Annotated in this window: 20 protein-coding genes and 1 pseudogene; 12 read left to right on the forward strand and 9 right to left on the reverse strand. The window is 71.1% G+C overall.

All coding sequences use genetic code 11. The features are described from left to right. The first annotated feature begins 19 nt into the window (after positions 1-19). The 12 genes from PKC53_RS02600 to PKC53_RS02655 all read left to right on the forward strand — a co-directional run bounded on the left by PKC53_RS02600 (position 20) and on the right by PKC53_RS02655 (position 12,824). Complete coding sequence (locus PKC53_RS02600; RefSeq protein WP_324426000.1) at positions 20-907, forward strand: AraC family transcriptional regulator; 888 nt, start codon at positions 20-22, stop codon at positions 905-907. 195 nt (positions 908-1,102) lie between these two features. Then, a complete protein-coding gene (locus PKC53_RS02605; protein ID WP_324426002.1) occupies positions 1,103-4,123 on the forward strand; it encodes a molybdopterin cofactor-binding domain-containing protein in 3,021 nt (1,006 codons plus the stop codon). Then, positions 4,120-4,953, forward strand: a complete 834-nt coding sequence (locus PKC53_RS02610; RefSeq protein WP_324426004.1) for an FAD binding domain-containing protein — start codon at positions 4,120-4,122, stop codon at positions 4,951-4,953. The genes PKC53_RS02605 and PKC53_RS02610 overlap by 4 nt, the downstream gene beginning before the upstream one ends. Then, a complete protein-coding gene (locus PKC53_RS02615) occupies positions 4,950-5,465 on the forward strand; it encodes a (2Fe-2S)-binding protein (protein WP_324426006.1) in 516 nt (171 codons plus the stop codon). The genes PKC53_RS02610 and PKC53_RS02615 overlap by 4 nt, the downstream gene beginning before the upstream one ends. Next, positions 5,458-7,005: an AMP-binding protein gene (locus PKC53_RS02620; RefSeq protein WP_324426007.1), complete on the forward strand. Its 1,548-nt coding sequence runs from the start codon at positions 5,458-5,460 to the stop codon at positions 7,003-7,005. The genes PKC53_RS02615 and PKC53_RS02620 overlap by 8 nt, the downstream gene beginning before the upstream one ends. A gap of 11 nt (positions 7,006-7,016) precedes the next feature. Continuing rightward, the gene (locus tag PKC53_RS02625; protein WP_324426009.1) at positions 7,017-7,829 is read left to right on the forward strand and encodes an enoyl-CoA hydratase/isomerase family protein; all 813 of its coding nucleotides are present in this window, start codon (positions 7,017-7,019) and stop codon (positions 7,827-7,829) included. Positions 7,830-7,865: 36 nt separating this feature from the next. Beyond that, entirely contained in the window at positions 7,866-9,041 is a 1,176-nt protein-coding gene (locus tag PKC53_RS02630; protein ID WP_324426011.1) for an ABC transporter substrate-binding protein, read from the forward strand. 10 nt (positions 9,042-9,051) lie between these two features. Continuing rightward, entirely contained in the window at positions 9,052-9,936 is an 885-nt protein-coding gene (locus PKC53_RS02635; RefSeq protein ID WP_324426013.1) for a branched-chain amino acid ABC transporter permease, read from the forward strand. Further along, entirely contained in the window at positions 9,929-10,942 is a 1,014-nt protein-coding gene (locus PKC53_RS02640) for a branched-chain amino acid ABC transporter permease (RefSeq protein ID WP_324426015.1), read from the forward strand. The genes PKC53_RS02635 and PKC53_RS02640 overlap by 8 nt, the downstream gene beginning before the upstream one ends. Next, the gene (locus tag PKC53_RS02645; protein WP_324426017.1) at positions 10,939-11,715 is read left to right on the forward strand and encodes an ABC transporter ATP-binding protein; all 777 of its coding nucleotides are present in this window, start codon (positions 10,939-10,941) and stop codon (positions 11,713-11,715) included. The genes PKC53_RS02640 and PKC53_RS02645 overlap by 4 nt, the downstream gene beginning before the upstream one ends. Continuing rightward, positions 11,708-12,415, forward strand: a complete 708-nt coding sequence (locus PKC53_RS02650) for an ABC transporter ATP-binding protein (protein ID WP_324426019.1) — start codon at positions 11,708-11,710, stop codon at positions 12,413-12,415. Before PKC53_RS02645 ends, PKC53_RS02650 begins: the two co-directional genes overlap by 8 nt. 1 nt (position 12,416) lies before the next feature. Continuing rightward, positions 12,417-12,824, forward strand: coding sequence for a hypothetical protein (locus PKC53_RS02655; RefSeq protein ID WP_324426021.1), 408 nt, complete (start codon positions 12,417-12,419; stop codon positions 12,822-12,824). A gap of 170 nt (positions 12,825-12,994) precedes the next feature. Here the strand turns inward: PKC53_RS02655 and PKC53_RS02660 are convergent, their stop codons facing one another. The 9 genes and pseudogenes from PKC53_RS02660 to PKC53_RS02700 all read right to left on the reverse strand — a co-directional run bounded on the left by PKC53_RS02660 (position 12,995) and on the right by PKC53_RS02700 (position 20,490). Beyond that, on the reverse strand, positions 12,995-13,390 hold the full coding sequence (locus tag PKC53_RS02660) for a type II toxin-antitoxin system VapC family toxin (RefSeq protein WP_324426023.1): 396 nt from the start codon (positions 13,388-13,390) through the stop codon (positions 12,995-12,997). Then, on the reverse strand, positions 13,387-13,629 hold the full coding sequence (locus PKC53_RS02665) for an AbrB/MazE/SpoVT family DNA-binding domain-containing protein (protein WP_324426025.1): 243 nt from the start codon (positions 13,627-13,629) through the stop codon (positions 13,387-13,389). Before PKC53_RS02665 ends, PKC53_RS02660 begins: the two co-directional genes overlap by 4 nt. Before the next feature lie 106 nt (positions 13,630-13,735). Then, positions 13,736-13,882 (reverse strand): hypothetical protein, encoded by a 147-nt coding sequence (locus tag PKC53_RS02670; RefSeq protein ID WP_324426027.1) that lies wholly within the window; start codon positions 13,880-13,882, stop codon positions 13,736-13,738. A gap of 993 nt (positions 13,883-14,875) precedes the next feature. Beyond that, positions 14,876-15,138: pseudogene (locus PKC53_RS02675) on the reverse strand (pyruvate dehydrogenase (acetyl-transferring), homodimeric type); the annotation flags it as partial. Positions 15,139-15,459: 321 nt separating this feature from the next. Next, complete coding sequence (locus PKC53_RS02680) at positions 15,460-16,452, reverse strand: ABC transporter substrate-binding protein (RefSeq protein ID WP_324426029.1); 993 nt, start codon at positions 16,450-16,452, stop codon at positions 15,460-15,462. Between the two features lie 11 nt (positions 16,453-16,463). Further along, on the reverse strand, positions 16,464-18,449 hold the full coding sequence (locus PKC53_RS02685) for an MFS transporter (RefSeq protein WP_324426031.1): 1,986 nt from the start codon (positions 18,447-18,449) through the stop codon (positions 16,464-16,466). Further along, a complete protein-coding gene (locus PKC53_RS02690; RefSeq protein WP_324426033.1) occupies positions 18,446-19,219 on the reverse strand; it encodes a hypothetical protein in 774 nt (257 codons plus the stop codon). The genes PKC53_RS02685 and PKC53_RS02690 overlap by 4 nt, the downstream gene beginning before the upstream one ends. A gap of 247 nt (positions 19,220-19,466) precedes the next feature. Then, positions 19,467-19,958 carry a DUF6622 family protein gene (locus PKC53_RS02695; protein ID WP_324426035.1) on the reverse strand — a complete coding sequence of 164 codons (492 nt, stop codon included), beginning with the start codon at positions 19,956-19,958 and terminating at the stop codon, positions 19,467-19,469. 76 nt (positions 19,959-20,034) lie between these two features. Beyond that, complete coding sequence (locus PKC53_RS02700; protein ID WP_324426037.1) at positions 20,035-20,490, reverse strand: helix-turn-helix domain-containing protein; 456 nt, start codon at positions 20,488-20,490, stop codon at positions 20,035-20,037. Between the last annotated feature and the right edge of the window lie 75 nt (positions 20,491-20,565).

The raw sequence follows: 20,565 nt of genomic DNA on the forward strand, positions 1-20,565 counted from the left end.
ACGCCAGCCAGCACCCAACGTGTCCTCCGCCGTCAAGATCTTCCAGGGCCGCTTCGGCCGCGTCGCCCTGCTCGAGATGGATGCGCCCCTGGTCGGTCATGCGCACCATCACTGCCACATCCTGATCAAGGCTGGCGGTGCGGACAGCGCGTTCAGCGTTCGCGGCGAGCGCGCGCCGCTCACCGACGAGTCGGCGGTGCTGGTCAACGCATGGGAGCATCACGCCTACGAGCACGATGCGCCCCCGGGGCAGCGCACGCTGATCCTGGCGCTTTACATCGAGCCGAACTGGCTGGCGGAGCTGCAGCGCTCGCTCGCGCTGTCGGCCCATCCGCGCTTCTTCCCGCAGAAGTGCGTGGCGATCACGCCGCAGACCAAGCGCATCGCCGAGGAATTCGTGCTCGAGATGTGGTGGGCCGACGAGGTGTCGCCCGCTCGCATGGAGGAACTGCTCTTCAACCTCATCATCGCAGTGATCGACAGCTACTCCGGCTGGCGCGATCTGGTCGCGCTGCTGCGCGCCAAACCGCCGGTGGCGATGGACCCGCGCGTGCGCCGTGCCATTGCGCTGATGCGGGAAGACATCGCGCACGAGCTCGACGTCGATGCCTTGGCCGCGCGCAGCGGGCTGTCGCGGGCCCACTTCTTCACGCTGTTCCAGCGCGACACGCAGGTCACGCCGCTGGTCTACGCCAACGTGCTGAGGTTCGAGGCGGCTGTGCAGCGCCTGTCGCGGGGGCAGGAGCCGGTCAGCGCGGTGGCGCACGAGCTGGGCTTCTCGGCGCCCGGCCACTTTGCGCGCTTCTTTCGGCAGCACCTGGGCATCACCCCGACGGACTATCGCCGCGCGGTCAATCTCTTCGAGCCGCCGGACGATGCCGCCCCCGGCCAGCCGCCGGTGATCTGACGTCGCGACGGGCCCTGTAGGGCCCGTTGTCTTTCCTGCCCGGCCAGGGCGTTGCTGCAGAGCAGCATGGAACTGGCCAGACTTTTCGGTCAGCGATCGGACGATCCGGATCTTTGCCGGACGCCTGCGTTCACGCCTGCATGCCGAGCCTGTCGACACTGCGTCACACCGCAGACCGACAAGCAGGAGACAGGCTTGCACAGCGATCCGGGCCTCGCCGAGGCCCTTACCCCACGCCACATCGGGCGACCGATCGAGCGCCACGAAGACGCCGCGCTGCTGACCGGCCGCGGCCGCTTCGCGGACGACCTGGGCGAGCCCCCCGGCACGCTGCAGGCGGCCGTGCTGCGCAGCCCGCATGCGCATGCCGAGCTGCTGGCGGTCGACGCCTCGGCGGCCCTGGCGATGCCGGGCGTGCGCGCCGTGCTGACTGGCGAGGACGTGCAGCGCTGGTCGCAGCCCTTCGTCGTGGGCGTGAAGGCGCCGATGCAGCACTGGGCGCTCGCGGTGGACCGCGTGCGCTACAGCGGCGAGCCGGTCGCGGTGGTGATCGCCGAAGACCGCTATCTGGCGGAGGACGCACTCGATGCCATCCGCGTCGAGTACCGGGCGCTGCCCGCGACGGTGGACATCGCCGAGGCCAGCGAGGCCGGTGCACCGGTGCTGCACGAGGCGGTGGGCAGCAATGTGGTCAACGAGCGCTTCTTCCGCTACGGCGATCCGGATCAAGCCTTCGCGGGCGCCGCGCGCCAAGTTGCCATCACCGTGCACTACCCGCGCAACAGCTGCACGCCGATCGAGTGCGGCATCGTGGTGGCCGAGCACCAGCCCGAAGCCGACGGCGGCCACGCCTACGAGGTGCTGTCGAACTTCATGGGCCCGTTTTCGCTGCATTCGGTGATGTCGCTGGCCCTCGGCGTGCCGGCCAACAAGCTGCGTCACCGGGTGCCGCGCGACAGCGGCGGCAGCTTCGGCGTCAAGCAGGCGGTGCTGCCTTATGTGGTGCTGATGTGCCTCGCCTCGCGCAAGGCCGGCGCGCCGGTGAAGTGGGTGGAAGACCGGCTCGAGCACCTCGGCGCCGCCACCTCGGCCACGGCGCGGCTGACCCACATCACCGCCGCGCTCGACGGCGAGGGTCGCATCACCGCGCTCGACTGGGACCAGCGCGACGACGTCGGCGCCTACCTGCGTGCGCCGGAGCCGGCCACCTTCTACCGCATGCACGGCGCGCTCAGCGGCGCCTACGACATCCCGAACCTTGCCGTGCGCAACCGCGTGGTCGTCACCAACAAGACGCCCACCGGGCTGGTGCGCGGTTTCGGCGGGCCGCAGGTCTACTACGCGCTCGAACGGCTGATGGACCGCATCGCCGTCGAGCTGGGCGAAGACCCGGTCGCGCTGCGCCTGCGTCACTACGTGCAGCCGCAGCAGTTCCCCTATACCGCGGCGGCTGGCGCCGTGCTCGATTCGGGCGACTACCACCGCCTCACCGCGATGGCGATGGCCGCTGCGCGTGAGCAGGGCTTGTGGCAGCGCCAGGCCGCGGCGCGTGCCGCCGGCCGGCTCTACGGCATCGGCGTGGCGGCGATCGTCGAGCCCTCGGTGTCGAACATGGGCTACATCAGCACCGTGCTGACGCCCGAGCAGCGGGCCAAGGCCGGGCCGAAGAACGGCGCGATCGCCAGCGCGACAGTGGCCATCGACCTGCTCGGCGGCGTCAACGTGGTGGTCGCGTCGGCGCCTGCGGGGCAGGGCCACATGACGGTGTGCGCCCAGGTGGTGGCCGACGTGTTCGGCCTGCAGCCTGGGCAGGTGGTGGTGAACGTCGAGTTCGACACCGCCAAGGACGCCTGGAGCGTGGCGGCCGGCAACTACAGCAGCCGCTTCGCGGGCGCGGTGGCCGGCACGGTGCATCTCGCGGCCTCGCGGCTGCGCGACAAGCTGGCACGCATCGCCGCGCCGCAACTCGGCTGCCCACCGCAGCGGGTGCGCTTCGAGGGCGGCGCGGTCTTCGATGAACAGATGCCCGAGCGTCGCCAGCCCTTCACGCGCCTGGCCGCCAATCCGCACTGGGCGCCGGCCTTGCTGCCCGAGGGCGAAGCGCCCGGGCTGCGCGAGACCGCGTTCTGGACCGCGCCGACCCTGGCCGCGCCCGACGCGCAGGACCGCGTCAACACCTCGGCCGCCTACGGCTTCGTGTTCGACGTCTGCGGCCTCGAGGTCGATCCGGCCACCGGCCGCGTACGCGTCGATCGCTACATCACCGGCCACGATGCCGGGCGGCTGCTCAATCCGGCGCTCGCCGACGGCCAGATCCGCGGCGCCTTCGCCCAGGGGCTGGGTGCGGCACTGATGGAGGAGTTCCGCTACGGCGCCGACGGCAGCTTCCAGAGCGGCACCTTCGCCGACTACCTGGTACCCACCGCCTGCGAGGTGCCCGACCCGGTGATCGTGCACCTGGAGACGCCGAGCCCGTTCACGCCGCTGGGCGCCAAGGGCCTCGGCGAAGGCAACAACATGAGCACACCCGTGGTAATCGCCAATGCTTTTGCCGATGCGCTGCGGCCGCTGCGCGATCTCGCCGACGTGCGCCTGCCGCTGATGCCGTCGCGCGTGCTCGCGCTGATCGGCGAAGCGGGTGGCCTGGCCGAGCCGGAGCCGCCCGCCGGGCTCGGCCGCAGGGCGGAACCTGCCAGAGTGGCCGGCGGCCTCGCGCTGCAGGCCCAGGGCAGCGTGGACATCGCCGCGCCACCGGAGAAAGTGTTCGCCGTGCTTCTCGATCCGGCGGCGCTGGCGCGCGTCATCCCGGGATGCCACGCGCTGCAGCGCGACGGCGAGCATCGCTACCGGGCCGACGTCACCGTCGGCGTGGGGCTGGTGAAGGCGCGCTACGAGGCCCGCATCGAGCTGTCGGAGATCGACGCGCCGCGCAGCCTGCGGCTGGCCGGCTCGGGCCAGTCTTCGCTGGGCACGGGTTCCGGCAGCGGCACTGTGCGCCTGGAGGCCACGGCCTCCGGCACCCGGCTTCACTACGACTATGCGGCGCAGGTGGGTGGCAAGGTGGCCGCCGTGGGCAGCCGCATGCTCGAAGGGGCCGCGCGCATCGTGCTGGCCCAGCTGTTCGAGTCGCTCGGCCGCCAAGCCGCCGGCGACGCCGCGGTGCGCAAGGCGCCATGGTGGCAGCGTCTGCTGGCCTGGCTGGGGGTGGCGCGATGAAGCCGGCAGCCTTCGAGTACCAGCGCGCCGAGACGGCCGCGGAAGCCGCGGCGGTGCTCGCGCAGCTCGGCGACGAGGCGCGCATCCTCGCCGGCGGGCAATCGCTGATGGCGGTGCTCAACATGCGCCTGGCCCGGCCGCAGCGCCTGGTCGACATCTCGCGCTCGTCGGCGCTGGCCGAACTGCGCGTCGATGGCGCCATGCTGCACCTCGGCGCGGCCGTCACCCAGGCCATGCTCGAGTGGCGGCCGGGGTTGGCGCAGGAACTGCCGCTGCTGGCGCTGGCCTTCCCGCACATCTCGCACTTCCAGATCCGCAACCGTGGCACGGTGGCCGGCAGCATCGCACACGCCGACCCTTCCGCCGAGCTGCCGCTGGCGCTGCTCGCGCTGGGCGGCGAGGTCTGCCTGCGCAGCGCGCGCGGCGCACGCCGCCTGGCCGCCCAGGACTTCTTCACCGGCATGCTGCTCACCGCGCGCCGGGCCGACGAACTGGTCGAGGCCGTGCGCTTTCCGCTGGCCTCGGCCGGCCAGGGCCACGGTTTCGAGGAGTTCGCGGTGCGCCATGGCGACTTCGCCATCTGCGCCGTGGCGGCGGTGGCCGATGCGCGCCGGCTGCGCATCGCCGTCGGCGGCGTCGCCGACCGGCCGGTGGCGCGCGACCTGCCGCTGCTCGACGGCGAGGCACTCGACGACGCCCTCAACGAACTCGCCTGGTCGCTCGACGTGCGCGACGAGCCGCAGGCCAGCGCAGCGCTGCGGCGCCAGCTGGTTCGCCGCCTCGGCCGCCGCGCTGCCGATCGGGCCCTCACCACCCGGAGAACCGCATGACCGTGCTGGACGCCCGCGCCGAACATCCGGTGCGCCTCACGCTGAACGGCCGCGAGCGCTGCGCCAGTGCGTCGCCGCGCCGCCTGCTGTCGGACTTCCTGCGCCATGACCTCGGCGCCACCGGCACCCACGTCGGCTGCGAACACGGCGTGTGCGGCGCCTGCACGGTACAGATCGACGGCATCGCACAGCGGTCCTGCCTGACGCTGGCGGTGCAGGTCGACGGCCGTGAGGTTCGCACTGTCGAAGGCCTGGCCGGCCCCGATGCAGTGCTGCAGGACCTGCAGGCCGCCTTCAAGCGCCGCCATGCCCTGCAATGCGGCTTCTGCACGCCGGGCATCCTGATGTCCTGCGCGGACTGGCTCGGGCGCATCGCCGGCCGTGGCGTGCCGGAGGAGGAAAAGGTGCGCGAGATGCTGTCCGGGCATCTGTGCCGCTGCACCGGCTACACGCCCATCGTCGCCGCGGTGATGGACGTGGCGCGTGCACGCTGGGAGGCGTCGCATGCTTGACCTCGGGCGCACCTTTCTGCAGAGCGTCGAGCGCAGCCCGAAGCAGGTCGCGGTCGTCGACGGCGGCCTGCGCCTGAGCTACCTCGAGTGGGCAGGCCGGATCGGCGCCGTGCAGCGCGGGCTCGCCGACGCCGGCCTCGCGCGCGGCGACCACCTGCTCGTCGTGCTGCAGAACCGCTGGGAGATGGCCACGCTGCACTGGGCCTGCCAGTTCGCCGGCATCGTGATGACGCCGCTCAACTGGCGCGCCAAACCGGAAGAGATCGACTACTGCCTGGCCGATGCTGAGGCGAAGGCGATCGTCTGGGAGCCGGTCGCCGACGCCGCGGTGGCCACTTCTTCGGCGGCCAGCCGGGCGCTGCGCATCGGGGTGGGCGAAGTGCACGCCGCGACGCTGCATTTCGAGGACTGGATGACCGCCGCCGACGACCCGTTGCCGCAGGCCGAGGCGTCGGACTGGTCGCTGATGCTCTATACCAGCGGCACCACCGGCAGACCGAAGGGCGTGCCGCGGCGCCAGCGCGCCGAACGCATCGCCGCGCTGGCGCACGTGGCGCAGAACCGCTATGGCGTTGGCGAGTGCACGCTGGGCGTGATGCCGCTGTACCACACGATGGGCGTGCGCTCGCTGCTGGCGCTGGCGCTGATCGACGGGCGCTTCGTCTGCATGCCGCGCTTCGACGCCCGCCGCGCGCTCGAGGCGATCCGCGACGAGCGGGTGACGCACCTCTACCTCGTGCCGACGCTCTACCACGACCTGCTGTCGCACCCGTCCTTCGCGCGCACCGACACGCGCAGCGTGCGCAAGCTCGGCTTCGCCGGGGCGCCGATGCACGACGCGCTGCTGCAGCGCCTGCAGGCCGCCTTCGTGCCCGAGCTGTTCGTCAACCACTACGGCAGCTCGGAGATCTACACCTTCTCGATCAACCAGCGTGCCGCCGAGAAGCCCGGCTCGGCCGGTCGTGCCGGGCTCAACACGCGGCTGCGCGTCGTCAGGCTGGACCAGCGCGATCCCGCGTGTGCAGCGGCGCCGATGGAAGAGGGCCAGATCATCGCTGAGCTGCGCAGCGACGAGGCCTTCGAGGGTTACCACAAGCGCCCGGACGCCGATGCGAAGAGCCTGCACCAGGGCTGGTACTTCACTGGCGACACCGGCTACGTCGACGAAGAAGGCGACCTGTTCGTCACCGGCCGCGTCGACGACATGATCATCAGCGGTGGCGAGAACATCTCGCCGGTCGACATCGAGTCGGTGCTGTCGCTGCATCCGGCCGTCGACGAAGTCGCCGTGGCCGGCCTGCACGACGCGCGCTGGGGCCAGAAGGTGGTTGCCTTCGTGAAGACGCGCGCGCCGGTGGACGCGCAGGCGCTCGACGCGCACTGCCGCGACAGCGACCTCGTCAACTTCAAGCGCCCTCGCGACTACGTGTTCGTGCGCGAGATCCCCAAGAGCCCCGTGGGCAAGGTGCTGCGGCGCAAGTTGCAGTCGGGCGAGTACGAGCCTGCCCCGCCGGTCCTTCCCTGCATTCCCCCCGCCTGAAGCGAGACCCCATGAACCTCCGAGAACTCCATCACCCCGCCGCTACGCTGCCGGCCGCCACCGACGGCTTCCGCCTCGAGCTGAAGCCCGAGCAGGAGCGCGCCGACATCGTGCTCGACCGCCCGCCCTTCAACGTGGTCAGCATGCTGGCGCGCGAGCAGTTGCGCATCGCCTTCGAGGCGCTGGATGCCGACGAGCGCATCCGCGTGATCGTGCTGCGCGGCGCCGGCGAGCATTTCTCCAGCGGCGGCGACATCAAGGGCTTCCTCGAGGCCACGCCCGAACACGTCAGCAAGCTGGCCTGGAACGTGGCGGCGCCGGCGCGATGCAGCAAGCCGGTCATCGCGGCCGCGCGCGGCTACTGCTTCGGTGTCGGCTTCGAGCTGTCGCTGGCTTGCGACTTCCGCCTCGCCTCCGAAACCGCGCTGTACGCGCTGCCCGAGCAGAAGCTGGGCCAGATCCCCGGCTCGGGCGGCAGCGCGCGGCTGCAGAAGATGGTCGGCATCACCCGCACGAAGGACATCGTGATGCGCTCGCGCCGCATCGGCGGCCGCCAGGCCTTCGACTGGGGCGTGGCCACCGACTGCGTGCCCGATGCCGAGCTCGAGCGGACGACGGACGCGCTGGTCGACGAACTGCGCGCTTTCTCGCCGATCGCGCAGCGCACCGCCAAGAAGCTGCTCAACGACACCGAGGACTCGCCGCTGTCCATCGCCATCGAGCTGGAAGGGCACTGCTATTCGCGCCTGCGCAGCTCGGAGGATTTCCGCGAGGGCGTCGAGGCCTTCCACGCCAAGCGCAGGCCCGGCTTCGTCGGCCGCTGATCCATCCCGTTCCCCAACCCCCACAGGAGACAAGACATGAACAAGTACATCGTCGCGGCCGGCGCACTGGCCGTGGCCACCGTTGGCAGCAGCCCCGCCTTCGCCCAGTCCGGCCCGATCCGGGTTGGCGTCGTCACGCCGCTGTCGGGCACCTATGCGGGCATCGGCCAGCAGGTGAAGTGGGGTCTGGACCTGGCCGCCGCACAGATCAACGCGGCCGGTGGTGTGATGGGTCGCAAGCTCGAGCTGGTCTATGAAGACGAGGAGGCGAATCCGGCCGTGGCGACACAGAAGGCCGAGAAGCTGTTCCAGGTCGGCAAGGTCGACTTCCTCACCGGCACGGTGAATTCGGGCTCCACCCTCGCCGTGGGCCAGGTGGCCGAGCGCAACAACCGGCTGATCGCCACCACGGTGTCCTTCGCCGACTCGATCACCGCCGAGAAGTGCAGCCCCAACGTGTTCCGCGTGAACGCGCGCGCGGGCATGCAGAGCGCCGCGCTGGCCGACTGGATGGCCTCAACGCAGAAGAACGCCAACGTGTTCTACCTGGGGCCCGACTACGAGATGGGCCGCAGCACCGTGGCGGCGTTCAAGGCGGCGGCCGAAGGCAAGGGCGCGAAGACGGTCGGCGAGGTGTTCGCGCCGCTGGACAACAAGGACTACTCGCCGTACTTCGGGCAGATCCGCGGCGCCCGCCCGACGGTGATCTACACCTCCGTGGCCGGCAACGACACGGTGCGGCTGTTCACCCAGATGGCCGAGTTCGGCGTCAACCGCAACGTGCAGGTGGTGGGCGCCTCGGGCACGGTGACGGGCCAGAATCTCGCCGCCATTGGCAAGGCGGCTGACGGTTTCGTCACCGGTGTCGGCTACTCGCCCAGCATCGATTCGGCGGAGAACCGCAGGTTCGTCGCCGACTTCGAGGCCGCGAACAAGGCCAAGCCCGACCTGTACGGCGCCGACTCCTACGGCGTGCTGTTCTTCTACAAGGCGGCGGTGGAGAAGGCCAGGAGCACCGACACCGACAAGGTGCGCGAGGCGATGCGCGGCCTGCAGTGGGCCACGCCGCAGGGCACGAAGACCCTGCGCGCCGGCGACCACCAGGCGATGCAGGACATGTACGCCGTGAAGTTGGAGGGCGGCCAGTTCCGCATCGTCGGCAAGGTGGCGGCCGAGGCGGCGATCGGCCCCGACGCCTGCGCCCGCTTCTGAGGGCGCTGACATGGTCGACTGGATGCAGTTCGTGCTGGCGCCCCAGGTCGTCAACGGCCTGTCCATCGGCGTGGCGGTGGTGTTGATGGCGCTCGGGCTGACGATCATCTTCGGCCTGCTCGACGTCATCAACATGGCGCACGGCGAGTTCTATGCGATCGGCGCCTATGCGGCGCTGGCGCTCATCGGCGTGGGCCTGCCTTTCTGGTGGGCGCTCGTGCTGACGCCACCGCTGATGGCGGTGGTGGGCTACGCGACGGAGCGCGCGCTGATACAGCGCGTGTTCCACAGCAAGGACCGCCACACGCTGACGCTGCTGTTGACCTTCGGCATTGCCGTCATCCTGGAGGACACGTTGAAGATCGTCTTCGGCGCCAACCCGCTGCGCATCGAGCAACCTATCTCCGGGGCCACCGAGATGTTCGGGCTGTTCTTTCCCAACTACCGCCTGTTCCTGATGGCGGTGGGCACGGCGGTGATCGCCGCGGTGTGGCTGGTGGTGTTCCGGACGCGGCTTGGCGCGATGGTGCGCGCTGCCGCCTTCGACCGCCACATGGCGGCCTCGCTGGGCGTGCCGGTCAGCGTGGTCTACGCGGGCACCTTTGCCTTCGGCGTGGCGTTGGCCGGCCTGTCGGGTGTGCTGCTGGCGCCGATCTACTCGGTGTTCCCGACCATGGGCCGCGACTTCGTGCTCATCGCGTTCAGCGTCGTGATCATCGGCGGCATGGGCTCGGTCAAGGGCGCCGTCATCGCCGGCCTGCTGCTGACCCAGGTGCAGTCGATCTCCAGCCTGCTCATCTCGCCGGTTTGGAGCGATCCGCTGCTGTTCGGAATCATGGTGCTGGTGCTGATGTGGCGCCCGCACGGCTTGTTCGGGAGGCTCGGTCATGGGTGAGGTTCTGACGATCGGCAGCGCTGCGGCGCCGGCCGCTCCCAGGCGACGCTCGGGCGTTCGTTGGCTGAGCTACGCGTTCTTCGCGATGGCGCTGCTGTTCGCGGCGGTGGCGGCGGCCCTCGGCGATGTCTTCTTCTTCCGCCTGGCCACCGAGTCGCTGATCTTTGGCGGCCTCGCGCTCAGCGTGGACCTCCTGCTCGGGCGCACCGGCTTGCTGCCGCTGGGGCAGGCGCTGTTCTTCGGCTTCGGCGCCTACGTCTCGGCGCTGACGCTCAAGCACCTGGCGCCCTCGCTGCCGCTGGCGCTGGCGGTGGTGCTGCTAAGTGGCACGGTGGTCGGGCTGGTCGGCGGGTTGATCGCCATCCGCGCCAAGGGCGTGTACTTCGCGCTGATCAGCTTCGGCCTTGCACAGGTGGTGAGCAAGATCGTGTTCAACACGCGCGAACTGGGTGCATCGGACGGGTTGATCGGCGTGCCGGCGCCGGTCGTCAGCCTCGGCGTGGCCAGCCTGGACACCGCCCACGCGCCGAGCTTCTTCCTGCTCGTGCTGGCCGGCATGGCCGTGCTGCTGGCCCTGCTGATGCGCCTGATGGACACGCCCTTCGGCCGCCAGCTCGACGCCGTTCGCACCAACGAGCAGCGCCTGGCCTTCCTGGGCTTCGACCCGTGGCGCTACAAGCTCGCGGCCTTCGTGCTCGCGGCCGACATCGCTGCCCTCAGCGGCGCGCTCTACCCGATGCTGCGCGGCTTCGTCTCGCCGGAGCTGATGTTCTTCCAGGTCTCGGGCAACGCGGTGATCAACGTGATCGTCGGCGGCACGGGCACCTTCGTCGGTGCGCTGTACGGCTCGGCGCTGCTCACGGTACTCAAGTCCGTGGTCGGCTCCTTCACCGCCCACCATGCCATCGTGATCGGCGCCTTGTTCGTCGTCTCGGTGATCTTCTTTCCCAAGGGTCTGGTGGGCTACCTCGCGCCGGCCCTGGAGCGCCTGTGGAGCCGCCGATGAAGCCGATCACCGACGACGCGATCCTTCAGGTGCGTGGCCTTTCCGTGCGCTTCGGCGCACTGGTGGCCGTGGACGGCGTCGGCTTCGACGCGCAGCGAGGTCACATCACGGCCGTGATCGGGCCCAACGGTGCCGGCAAGAGCAGCCTGTTCAACCTGATCAGCGGCGCGATCCGGCCCAGCGCCGGCCAGGTGCTGCTCGAGGGCCGCGACGTGACGGGCTCGAGCCCTGACCGCATGCTCGCCGCCGGGCTGTCGCGATCGTTCCAGATCACCAACCTGTTCTTCGAGCTGCCGGTGCGCGAGAACCTGCGCCTGGCCGCGCAGTTTGTCGAATGCGGGCGCGGGCTGCTGCGGCATGTCTCGGCCAGCCGTGCCGCCCAGTGCCGCGTCGACGAGCTGATCGAGCGCTTCTCGCTGCAATCACGGGCCGACGAACTCGCAGGCTTTCTCTCGCATGGTGAGCAGCGCCGTCTGGAGATCGCCGTGGCGCTGGCGGCGCGGCCGCGCGTGCTGCTGCTCGACGAGCCGACGCAAGGCATGAGCCACGCCGACACGCAGGACACCGCGGCGTTGATTCGCGGCCTGGTCGACGACGGTCTGTCGATCCTGCTGGTGGAGCACGACGTGGATCTGGTGATGGACCTGTCGGACCACGTGGTCGTTATGCACCAGGGCGCGAAGCTGGCCGAAGGCCGGCCGCAGGCGGTGCGCGCCGACCCGGCGGTGCAGGCGGCGTATTTCGGCGAAGCGCAGGAGCCGGCCCATGCTTGAGTTGAGTGACGTTCACACCCACTACGGCCTCAGCCATGTGCTGCAGGGCGTCAGCCTGCACGTCGCGCCGGGCGAGGTGGTCGGCCTGTTCGGTCGCAATGGCGTGGGGAAGACCACGGTGATGAAGACCATCGCCGGCTGGGTGGCGCCGAGCCGCGGGTCGGTGCAACTGGAAGGGCAAGCGATTGGCGGCCTGCCGCCGGAGCGGATCTGCCGGCGCGGCATCGGCTTCGTCCCCGAAGACCGGCGGATCTTTCCCGGCCTGACCGTGCAGGAGAACCTGGTGCTCGGCTTCATGCAGAGCCCCGGCCGCAGCCGGGCCCAAGACCGACGCCAACTCGAAGCGATCTACACGCGCTTTCCGCGGCTGGGGGAGCGGCGCGGTCAGATGGGCACGACGCTGTCCGGTGGCGAACAGCAGATGCTGGCGATGGCGCGTGTGCTCGTCGGGGCGCCGCGTCTGCTGCTGATCGACGAGCCGACCGAGGGGCTGGCGCCGAAGATCGTTGATGAGATCTTTGCGCTGATGGAAGGGCTGCGCCGAGACGGCATCCCCATCCTGCTGGTGGAGCAGAACATGCACCGCGCCATCGGTCTGGTACAGCGCTTCTACGTGCTGGAGCGCGGCGCCATCGTGCTCGAAGGTGATGGTGGCAACACCGCTGATCGCGAGGCGCTGATGCGGCAGCTGGCTGTCTGACATGGCTGCGCACGACGAACGCATCGCCTGGCTGCTCAGCGCCGAGGCCATCGACGGCACGAACGGCGACGTGATGGCCAGCCTGTCCGCGGCTGCAGCCGCGGGTTTCCGTGCGGTCGCGATACACCCGTCAACATGGCACGGCAGCGTCGGGCAGCGCCTGCAGGCGCGGGCGACGTGCCTCGGCCTGCGATGCGTCGTCCTGCACGGCGCATCGCACCATCGACTCTCCGCGCCGCTGGGCGGGGCCGAGCGCAGGTCCCTGGCGAACGCGCTGTCACGCGAAGGTTTCGATGGACTCATCCTGTGCGTCGGCGGCGAAGTCGACGCTCCTGTCGCATCGCTGTTGGCCACGGCGAGAGCGCTGGTGCGGGATCTGGATCAACGCGACTGGGAGCGGTACCAATGAAGGTCGGATCACGGTGCCCCGGTGTCGAGTCAGCAGTCCGATGCTAGAGAGCGCCGGTGCGTGACCCGGCTGCAGACCGTCCACTGCGCCGAGATGACGGCTGCAGGTGCGCGCAAACGGGTCAGGTCCGTCCAACCAACCGCTTGGGTCGTCGTGGCGATGCGCTGTGATCACGCCACGAGCGTCATGCCCGCCGCCTTCGCCGCACCGGTGTCAAAGGTCATCGTCGCCCGGCACCCATGCGCCTGCGCGATGCGCTCGATCAGGCAGTCCGCGAAGTCGGCGCCGCCCCTCGCAAAGCGCCGTTGCGCCTGCAGCACGAGGTCAGCGCGGTCGACCACGATCTCCTTGCTGCGCAGCAGCAGGTCCAGCGACTCGACCAGCTGGTCCCGGTTCAGCCCGTAGCTGGACGACAGCACCCAGACGAGCTCGACGACCGCCACCAGCGGCACGAAGCCGGGTTGATCGCTGGTCAGGCTCTCGATCAGGCGCGTGGCGTTCGGCGACTGCTTCGGGTCGTCCTGCATGATGTAGCGCACCAGGACGTTGGTATCGAGCCCGATCATCGCGACCGTGTGGCCTGCGCCGCGATGGCTGCGTTCATCTCCTCGATGGAGACGGTGCCCTTGGGCTTGCCGAAGCGCCCCTTGAGCTCGCGCACCGAGCGCGTGGCGGCGATCACCTCGAAGCGCCCGGGCTCGATCTCGACGAACTCGACCCGGTCACCGGCCTCGACGTTGAGCGCGCGGCGCACGTCGACCGGGATCGTGATCTGGCCCTTGGTGGTCAGTGTGGCGGTCGACACGAGGCTTCTCCCGTTCCTTACCTCATTGTAAGGCGGTCTGGACGCCAGGTTGAGGCGAGGAGGGCGGCTTCGCGTACGGCCTCAATTGGCGCGCCTGCGAGGGGGATCAGGAGGGGACCGTGGCCAGGAGGATGGCCTCGAAGGCCGCGCCATCCTTGGAAGAAGAAGTCACCCCCAGGTACTGCGCCATCATCGGCGTGTGCGCGGCGAGGCCGGCCTTGAGCAGTTCGGCCGTGGTGATCGGAGCAGTCATCTCGGCCGCCATGGTAGGCCACGGCCGACAGGGTGCCGGCGGGCGAGGCCCACCCTCCGGCTGCGCTCGAGTCGCTCGGTGAGGGCGTGCGAGCGCTTCACCAGTGCCTGCGACCCCTTCCGGATCCTCGCCGACCGGCGGCGAAGGTTCGGTCTGCGCTGTGAAGCGGTTGAGCGCCGGCGAGCGCCGGTTTTCAGTCGCGGCGCATCAGGGGCCGGCGACCGTAGAGTTCTGCGACAGTCCGCCGCCGAGATCGCCGATCGAGACACGCCGGCGGTACCCGGCCATCAGCAGTCATTGGCGAACGGCAGCTTCCTGGCATCCCGAGGCGATCGCAAGCCGATCACCGGAACGGGGTGACGCACGGGTGGGCACCCCCAGGCAGGCGGCACTCTGAGCGAATGATGCGCCGCGGATGTCGCAGGCCGCGGCGCGCCTGGTGGACCATGTCATCTCCCAGGTGCCGGTGCGGCCGTGGGTGCTGTCGCTGCCGATTCCGCTGCGCGTGCTGCTCGCCGCGCAGCCCGAGCGGGTCACGCCGGTGCTGGAGGTGGTGCAGCGCGTGCTCACGCGGTATTTGCTGGCGGCTGCCAGTCTTGGGAGCGACGAAGGTCACGGTGGCGCGATCAAGCCAATCCGGCGCTTCGGCTCCGCGGCCAACTTGATCGTCCACCTGCACTGGCTGGTGCGGGACGGCATGTACCGGGACCATCATCGCCCGCCTCATGAAGATGCTCACGCGCCGCGGTGTGCTGGTCGAAGACATGGGCCAGACCGACCTGAGCGCGCCGGATGCCCACGGCGAGCAGGCGCGCACGCTGCGCCCGCTGCAGGCCGCGGCCATCACTTGCCGCATCGCCTTCGGCCCCCGCGCCGCACAGAAGGTGCCGACGCTCAGGGGCGCGACGCCGCGCGAGAGCGCAGCGCACCGACCCCTGTGCGCCGACATCGACGACTTCAGCCTGCACGCCGCGGTGCGGGTCGAGGCACGGCGAGCCGCCCCTCGAGGAAGGCGCGTGCGCAGACGCCGGGCGCCGCTGGAAGAAGACGAGGTCGCCGCCGAGGCCTTCGCTGCAGGCGCGGAAGAAGTGGTTGAAGCCGACCTCGGACAGGTCGGCCGCGCTCGCGTGGCTCGCGATGGGGCCGCCGAGCTCGCCGTCGGCCTGGTTCGCCTTGACGACCATCGCGAGTGCGTTCCAGCGCATCAGCGCGGCGAGCCGCTCCTCGATCGCGAGGTCGCCGGGGAAGGGCGGCTGCGCAGCGACCGGGATCGTGTTGACGCAGGGCGTTCCGATCGGCGGCGTCCAGCCGACGCCGAGCGCCCGACCGGCACCGGGTCGTTCCCAGGTCTGGACTGGGCCTGCCCTTGGCCGTCCGAGATTGACGTTCCCCCCAGCCCCCAGGGTCCACTGGAGAGGCGCACACCGCGCCCACGGGCGGGATGGCGCCGGTGTCGGGCGGTCTTGCGCGCATGCCGCCGGGATCCGCCGAACTCCGGGGTGCTTTGCATGGCCACGGCAACTCGCGCCGGCGCGCGGTGTTCCGGCAGGCCCACGGCCGTGGCGCCGCCGTGCCGCTCAGTTCACCGTTTCCGCGACCTGCAGCAACTCCAGCGGTGGTGTCATCTGCAGCCGGCGCGCCAGCGGCATGTGGATGACGATCGCGAAGCGTGTCATGCGCGCCACCGGCAGTTCGCCGGCCTTCGCGCCGGCGAGGATCTTCTCGGCCTGCGCGCCGGCCAGGCGGCCGATCTCGGCGTAGCGCGCCGCCACCGAGAGCAGCGCGTGACCGTCGCGCACGACCGACTCGTAAGGGCTCAGCACCGGCAGGCCCAGCGCGATGGCCGCGTTGCCCAGCAGGTCGGCGTTGTCGCGCAGGAACGACGACGACCCCAGGTAGACCACGTCGACGCCGGCGTGCTTCAGCGCGTTGAGTTGCGGCGCGATGTCCGACGGTCGCGGGCGCCCGTCGGCGGCCAGCGGCAGTTCGCGCGCGACGAGTTCGAAGCCCTGCGCGCCCACCAGCGCTGCCAGTTCGTCGCGCTTCATCAGCGAGTTCTTCTCGTCCGCGTGGTACAGCAGCCCCAGCCGACGCAGCCCCGGCCGGTAGGCGCGCAGCGTCTGCAGATTCACCAGTTCCGGCACGCGGTTGTAGGTGCCGGTCAGGTCCGCACGGCCAGGCCTGTCCAGGCTGCGCACCAGCCCGGCGCCGACGGGATCGGCGACGATCATGAAGACCTTCGGAATCTCCGGCGCCCATCCCGGCTGGCCGACCTCGTCCAGGCGGCCGGCCATGCCCAGCGTGACGTTGGTGCCGTAGGTGAGCACGAGGTCGACGCGGCTTTCGCGCGCCTCGGCCAGGAAGCCGGGTAAGGCGCTGCGCTGCCGATTCGCGTCGCGCAGCACGAAGCGCACCGGCACGCGCCGCTCGTTCAGGTAGGCCTGAAAGGCCTGGCAGGCTTCCTCGCAGCCGGTCCAGGTGACGATCATCACCGTCTTCGGTCCAGCGGCCGGCGCCGCCACGCCCAGCGCCATCAGCGCCAGTCCGGCCAGCCAGTTGCGCCATCGCATCGCGGTGTCTCTCATGCGGGCCGGGCGCGCCGCAGCTTCTCGACGAGCAGAAAGCCGGCCAGCCCCAGCAGCGCGAGGATAGCAAGCGCGCGCAGGCTGACCGCGGCGCCGGCGAACGGCAGCGCGAAGGCGCAGGCCGCGAGGCCGGCGATCGCGCCCAGCCGCTCGGCCAGCCGCATCGGCCCGACCGCCGATCGGCCTGGCTCGATGCGCTGCGCCAGCACGACCAGCGGCGCACGCATCAGCGTGTGGCCGACGCCCAGCGCGGCGACGGCGCCGACCACCGACCAGTAGCCCGCCCAGGACGCCAGCGCCAGGATCGCCAGACCCGACAGCATCGCACCGCCGACGGCCAGGGCACGCGGACCGGCAGCGCCGTGCGACAGCGCCGTCACCGCCGGACCCAGCACGACGACTGCCAGGTAGTACAGCATCACGACCCGTGCCACCTCGGCCGGCCCCGAACCGACGGCCGTCAGCATCAGCGGCGTCAGGTACCAGACGACGACGGCCGTCGCCGCGCTCATCGGCACCGCCAGCCCCAGCAGCAGCGCCAGGGTGCGCGTGCCGGTCGATGCCGAGGGTGCAGGCGCCGCGCCCGCGAGAGCGACCCCCACCGCATCGCCGGCGGCGCCGCGCATCATCAGCAGGCCGACGACGCCCGCTGCGGCGGCGATCAGCGCTCCTGTCGCGAGTGCTGCGCCGTAGCCCAGGCGCCCGGCGACCACCCCGCCCAGCGCCGCGCCGCAGAACACCCCGCCGTAGACGACCGCGACGAAGGCGCCGGCAGCGCGTGCGCCGCCCTGGTCGGCCGCGGCCCGTAGCGCGTACTCCTGGCAGGCGATGGTCGCGCTGGCGTAGCACAGCGCCATCAGCCCGCGCCACAGCGTGACCTCGGCCACGTGGTCGGCCGCGGCGAGCCCGAGCAGGCACAGCACGGTCGGTGGCACCGAGAACGTGAACAGCCGCCGTGCGCCGAAGCGGCGGACCAGCGCGCCGCCGAAGGCGGTCAGCAGCGCGATCGCGCCGAGATAGGCGACCAGCGGCGCGGCCGCGGCGAGTTCCGGGCCCAGCCAGGCCGGCCGCGCCAGCGAGCGCGTGTAGACCGGCAGGAACGAGACCGCGATTTCGGTGCCGACGACGAAGACAAACAGCGCGAGCCGGATGTCGCCGACATCGGACAGCCGCAGCAGCCGTGGCTGCCCCGCCGCGACGCGCACCTCCCATTGCCGTTGCAGCGCCTCGCGCGTGGCGGCGCCGAGCGCGGCGAAACGTGCCGCGAGGTCCTGGGCATGATCGTTGAGCCTTTCCGCGGCGCGCACCAGTCCCACCGGCCCGCCGGGCTCGACACGATGGCGGAAGTCGCCTTCGCGCTGCGCCTCGAGCAGGCGCGACACGCGCGCGAGTGGCCGGTCCACGGCGCGCGCCGCCAGCAGCAGCAGCGTGAGCTCCAGCGCGAGCAGCGCCGCGGCCAGCCCGATCACCATCACGTCGAGCAGCACTTCGCGCAGCCGCGTGCGCACGAAAGCCGGGCTGAGCTCGACGACGACCTCTCCGACCAGGCGGTTGCCGTCGAGGATGGACAGGGCGTACGCACCGCGTGGTGCGGTCGCCGCCGTCGCATCGGGTGTCGGCATCGCGAGTCGATCGGCGTCGGGCCGTTGACGCGCTGCGGTCGCGACGACGGCACCGTCGGCCGCGCGCACCACGATGCGGTCGACCTCCCCGAAGCTCTGCAGCGTCTGCGCCAGGTAGCCGTCGAGGCCGGCCATGCCGCCGAGCGGCACGCCGAGATCGAGCGCGCGCTGCAGTTCGGCGCGCACGATGGCGCCGATCAGCCGCGTGCGCTTGGACAGCTCCGGCGCCACCGCGCGCTCGAAGGCGTCGACCGCATGCACGCCGACGGCCAGCACCGCACCGCCGAGCAGCGCGAGCAGCAGTGCGACCAGGCGCAGCCGCAGGCCGCGCGCGATGCCGTCGCCGGCCCATGCCGTCACGACGGCCGGTCCCGCGTCGCGGCCAGCTGCTGTCCGGCCGCGCGGTAGCGCGCGGCCGCGGCCTCCAGCCGTTCGCGCAGGGCGAGCGCATCGGGTGCCTGCGCCGGCGCGTCGGCGCCGGCGGCACGGCGCCAGGCGCCACGTTCGAAGTCACGGCAGCCGGTATCGATGGCGTCGAACTGTCGGATGACCGCGCGCAGTCCCCAGCGCAGCAGCAGCGCCCCGAGGGCCCCGACGAGCAGCAGCGCCAGCAGCGCACCCAGCACGACGGCGGCGAACATCGCGCGCACCTGCGTCAGGTGGCCGTCGCGCGGATAGACGATGAGGATGCCGCCGGCGCTGCCGCCGTCGCCGCCGACGATGTCGACGCTGCCCAGGAAGCCTTCGTGGCTGTCGAGGTACCAGGGCGCGCCGCGCGCGGCCGCGCGCGCCGCGACGGCCTGCGGCGGGATCGTCGCGGGCCCGCCCGCCGCCGTGGAGTGGACGATGCGGCCGTCGCTGTCGAACACGTGCAGCGCGACGATGTCCTCGTCGCTCTGGCGCGCGCGCTCGAGCAGCGCCGTCGCGTTGCGCACGCTGGCCAGCGGCAGGCCCAGCCGCACCGCAGAGGCGAACGGTGCCATCGTGCGGTCGGCGAGCACGACCAGGCGCTCGCCGACCAGCGTGGCGTGGATGCTGCCGAACTGCAGCGTGGCGAGGCCGACGAAGATGCCCAGCACCACCAGGGCGACGATCGTCACGGTGCCCCAGATGCGCCAGAGGAGAGCCATCGTGGAAGGGCTGTGCCAGCAGCGCAGGCCGCGCACGATCGGCGGGCCGCGTCGGGTCGGGCCAGCATAGTGGCCGCAGCGCCGGATGGTGACCGGGCGGCGCCAGGGATTACCCCAGGGCGTCTGCGTGACCTGGACGGCCCGCGTACCGGCCGGACATCGGCGACCAAGCCGCAGACGCCGGTCGACGTTCGCCGAGCCAGCGCCCCGAGGTGCGCATCCATGCCTGCCGGCGCCGGGTGAGGGATCAGACCTGCCGCGTCAGCCTGATCAGGTTCAGCGCCCGTGCGGCGAAGTAGCCGCTCAGCACGCCGTAGACGGCGGAAAGGCCGACGACGAACAGCGTCGTCGAGATGACGGCGGCGTGCATGGCGTTCATGACGGCGTAGACGTACTTCGCGAAGAAGATGGCCATGATCACGGCCAGCGGGACCCAGCTGCCGGGAACGAAATACGTCTTCGCGTGGGCGTCGTAGCGCACCCGCTCGTCGCGAAACCGGGCGTACCCGACGAGCGCGGCCACGGCCAGTGCAGCGGCCCACGCGGCCACCGGCAGGGGCGCGAAGCCGAAGCTCGACTGAACGCCGGCCAGCGACAGCGCGATCATGCCGGCGGGAAGCGCCAGCGCGGGAACCCTGCGCACGTTGCGCGTCCTCGCCTGCATGAGACCGAACGCGAGCAAGCCGGCGAACAGCGCGAACACCCAGGTCGGCGTGCGGGAAAGGATCTGGCCGATCAAGGGGTTCTCCTGCGGGTATCTGGGCGGCGGGGGTCGACGCCGGCGAGGCGCGTGGTCCGAGTCGGTGCGGCCTGGATCATGCGCCGCTTCGGGGCGGCCTGGACGATGCGCCTGTTCGGGGCGCGGGTCGCCGCTGCCGCTTCTCCAGTGCGCCGGCGGCGGCGGCCTTCAGCAGTCGCTGGAACGACGGGCAGGCCGCATGGCTGGTCGCGGGGCAGGCCGCCGCGTGCCGCAGTCCTTCGATCATCGCCCTCAGGCGCTTGACCATGCGCTCGAGCTCGTCGGCCTTCGCCGAGAGCATGGCGCGGTCGATGTTCGGCGCGCCGCCCGGGGTGAACATGACCCGGATCTCGTCCAGCGAGAAGCCGGCCGCCTGCCCCAGCGCGATGAGCGCCAGCTGATCGAGCACCGACGGCGCGAACTTGCGGCGCGCGCCCTCCGACGCCAGCGAGCGGATCAGCCCCTTGCGCTCGTAGTAGCGCAGCGCCGAAGCGGCCACGCCCGACTTCCTGGCAACTTCGGCGATGTCCATCGAAACCGCTTGACTTCAAGTTGACTTCAACTTCTATCATGCCTGTGACATGTCATCCGGTCAACGCATCTTGAG

It is taken from the genome of Azohydromonas sp. (genome assembly GCF_035325925.1).
Lineage (GTDB): Bacteria > Pseudomonadota > Gammaproteobacteria > Burkholderiales > Burkholderiaceae_C > Calidifontimicrobium.

Bases quoted from the DNA above. Each gene is read 5' to 3' on its own strand.
- PKC53_RS02670 (WP_324426027.1), bottom strand. From the start codon at position 13,882: ATGACTGCTCCGATCACCACGGCCGAACTGCTCAAGGCCGGCCTCGCC.
- PKC53_RS02660 (WP_324426023.1), bottom strand. From the start codon at position 13,390: ATGATCGGGCTCGATACCAACGTCCTGGTGCGCTACATCATGCAGGAC.
- PKC53_RS02700 (WP_324426037.1), bottom strand. From the start codon at position 20,490: ATGGACATCGCCGAAGTTGCCAGGAAGTCGGGCGTGGCCGCTTCGGCG.
- PKC53_RS02680 (WP_324426029.1), bottom strand. From the start codon at position 16,452: ATGCGATGGCGCAACTGGCTGGCCGGACTGGCGCTGATGGCGCTGGGC.
- PKC53_RS02635 (WP_324426013.1), top strand. From the start codon at position 9,052: ATGGTCGACTGGATGCAGTTCGTGCTGGCGCCCCAGGTCGTCAACGGC.
- PKC53_RS02655 (WP_324426021.1), top strand. From the start codon at position 12,417: ATGGCTGCGCACGACGAACGCATCGCCTGGCTGCTCAGCGCCGAGGCC.
- PKC53_RS02610 (WP_324426004.1), top strand. From the start codon at position 4,120: ATGAAGCCGGCAGCCTTCGAGTACCAGCGCGCCGAGACGGCCGCGGAA.
- PKC53_RS02625 (WP_324426009.1), top strand. From the start codon at position 7,017: ATGAACCTCCGAGAACTCCATCACCCCGCCGCTACGCTGCCGGCCGCC.
- PKC53_RS02630 (WP_324426011.1), top strand. From the start codon at position 7,866: ATGAACAAGTACATCGTCGCGGCCGGCGCACTGGCCGTGGCCACCGTT.
- PKC53_RS02620 (WP_324426007.1), top strand. From the start codon at position 5,458: ATGCTTGACCTCGGGCGCACCTTTCTGCAGAGCGTCGAGCGCAGCCCG.
- PKC53_RS02615 (WP_324426006.1), top strand. From the start codon at position 4,950: ATGACCGTGCTGGACGCCCGCGCCGAACATCCGGTGCGCCTCACGCTG.
- PKC53_RS02650 (WP_324426019.1), top strand. From the start codon at position 11,708: ATGCTTGAGTTGAGTGACGTTCACACCCACTACGGCCTCAGCCATGTG.
- PKC53_RS02690 (WP_324426033.1), bottom strand. From the start codon at position 19,219: ATGGCTCTCCTCTGGCGCATCTGGGGCACCGTGACGATCGTCGCCCTG.
- PKC53_RS02645 (WP_324426017.1), top strand. From the start codon at position 10,939: ATGAAGCCGATCACCGACGACGCGATCCTTCAGGTGCGTGGCCTTTCC.
- PKC53_RS02640 (WP_324426015.1), top strand. From the start codon at position 9,929: ATGGGTGAGGTTCTGACGATCGGCAGCGCTGCGGCGCCGGCCGCTCCC.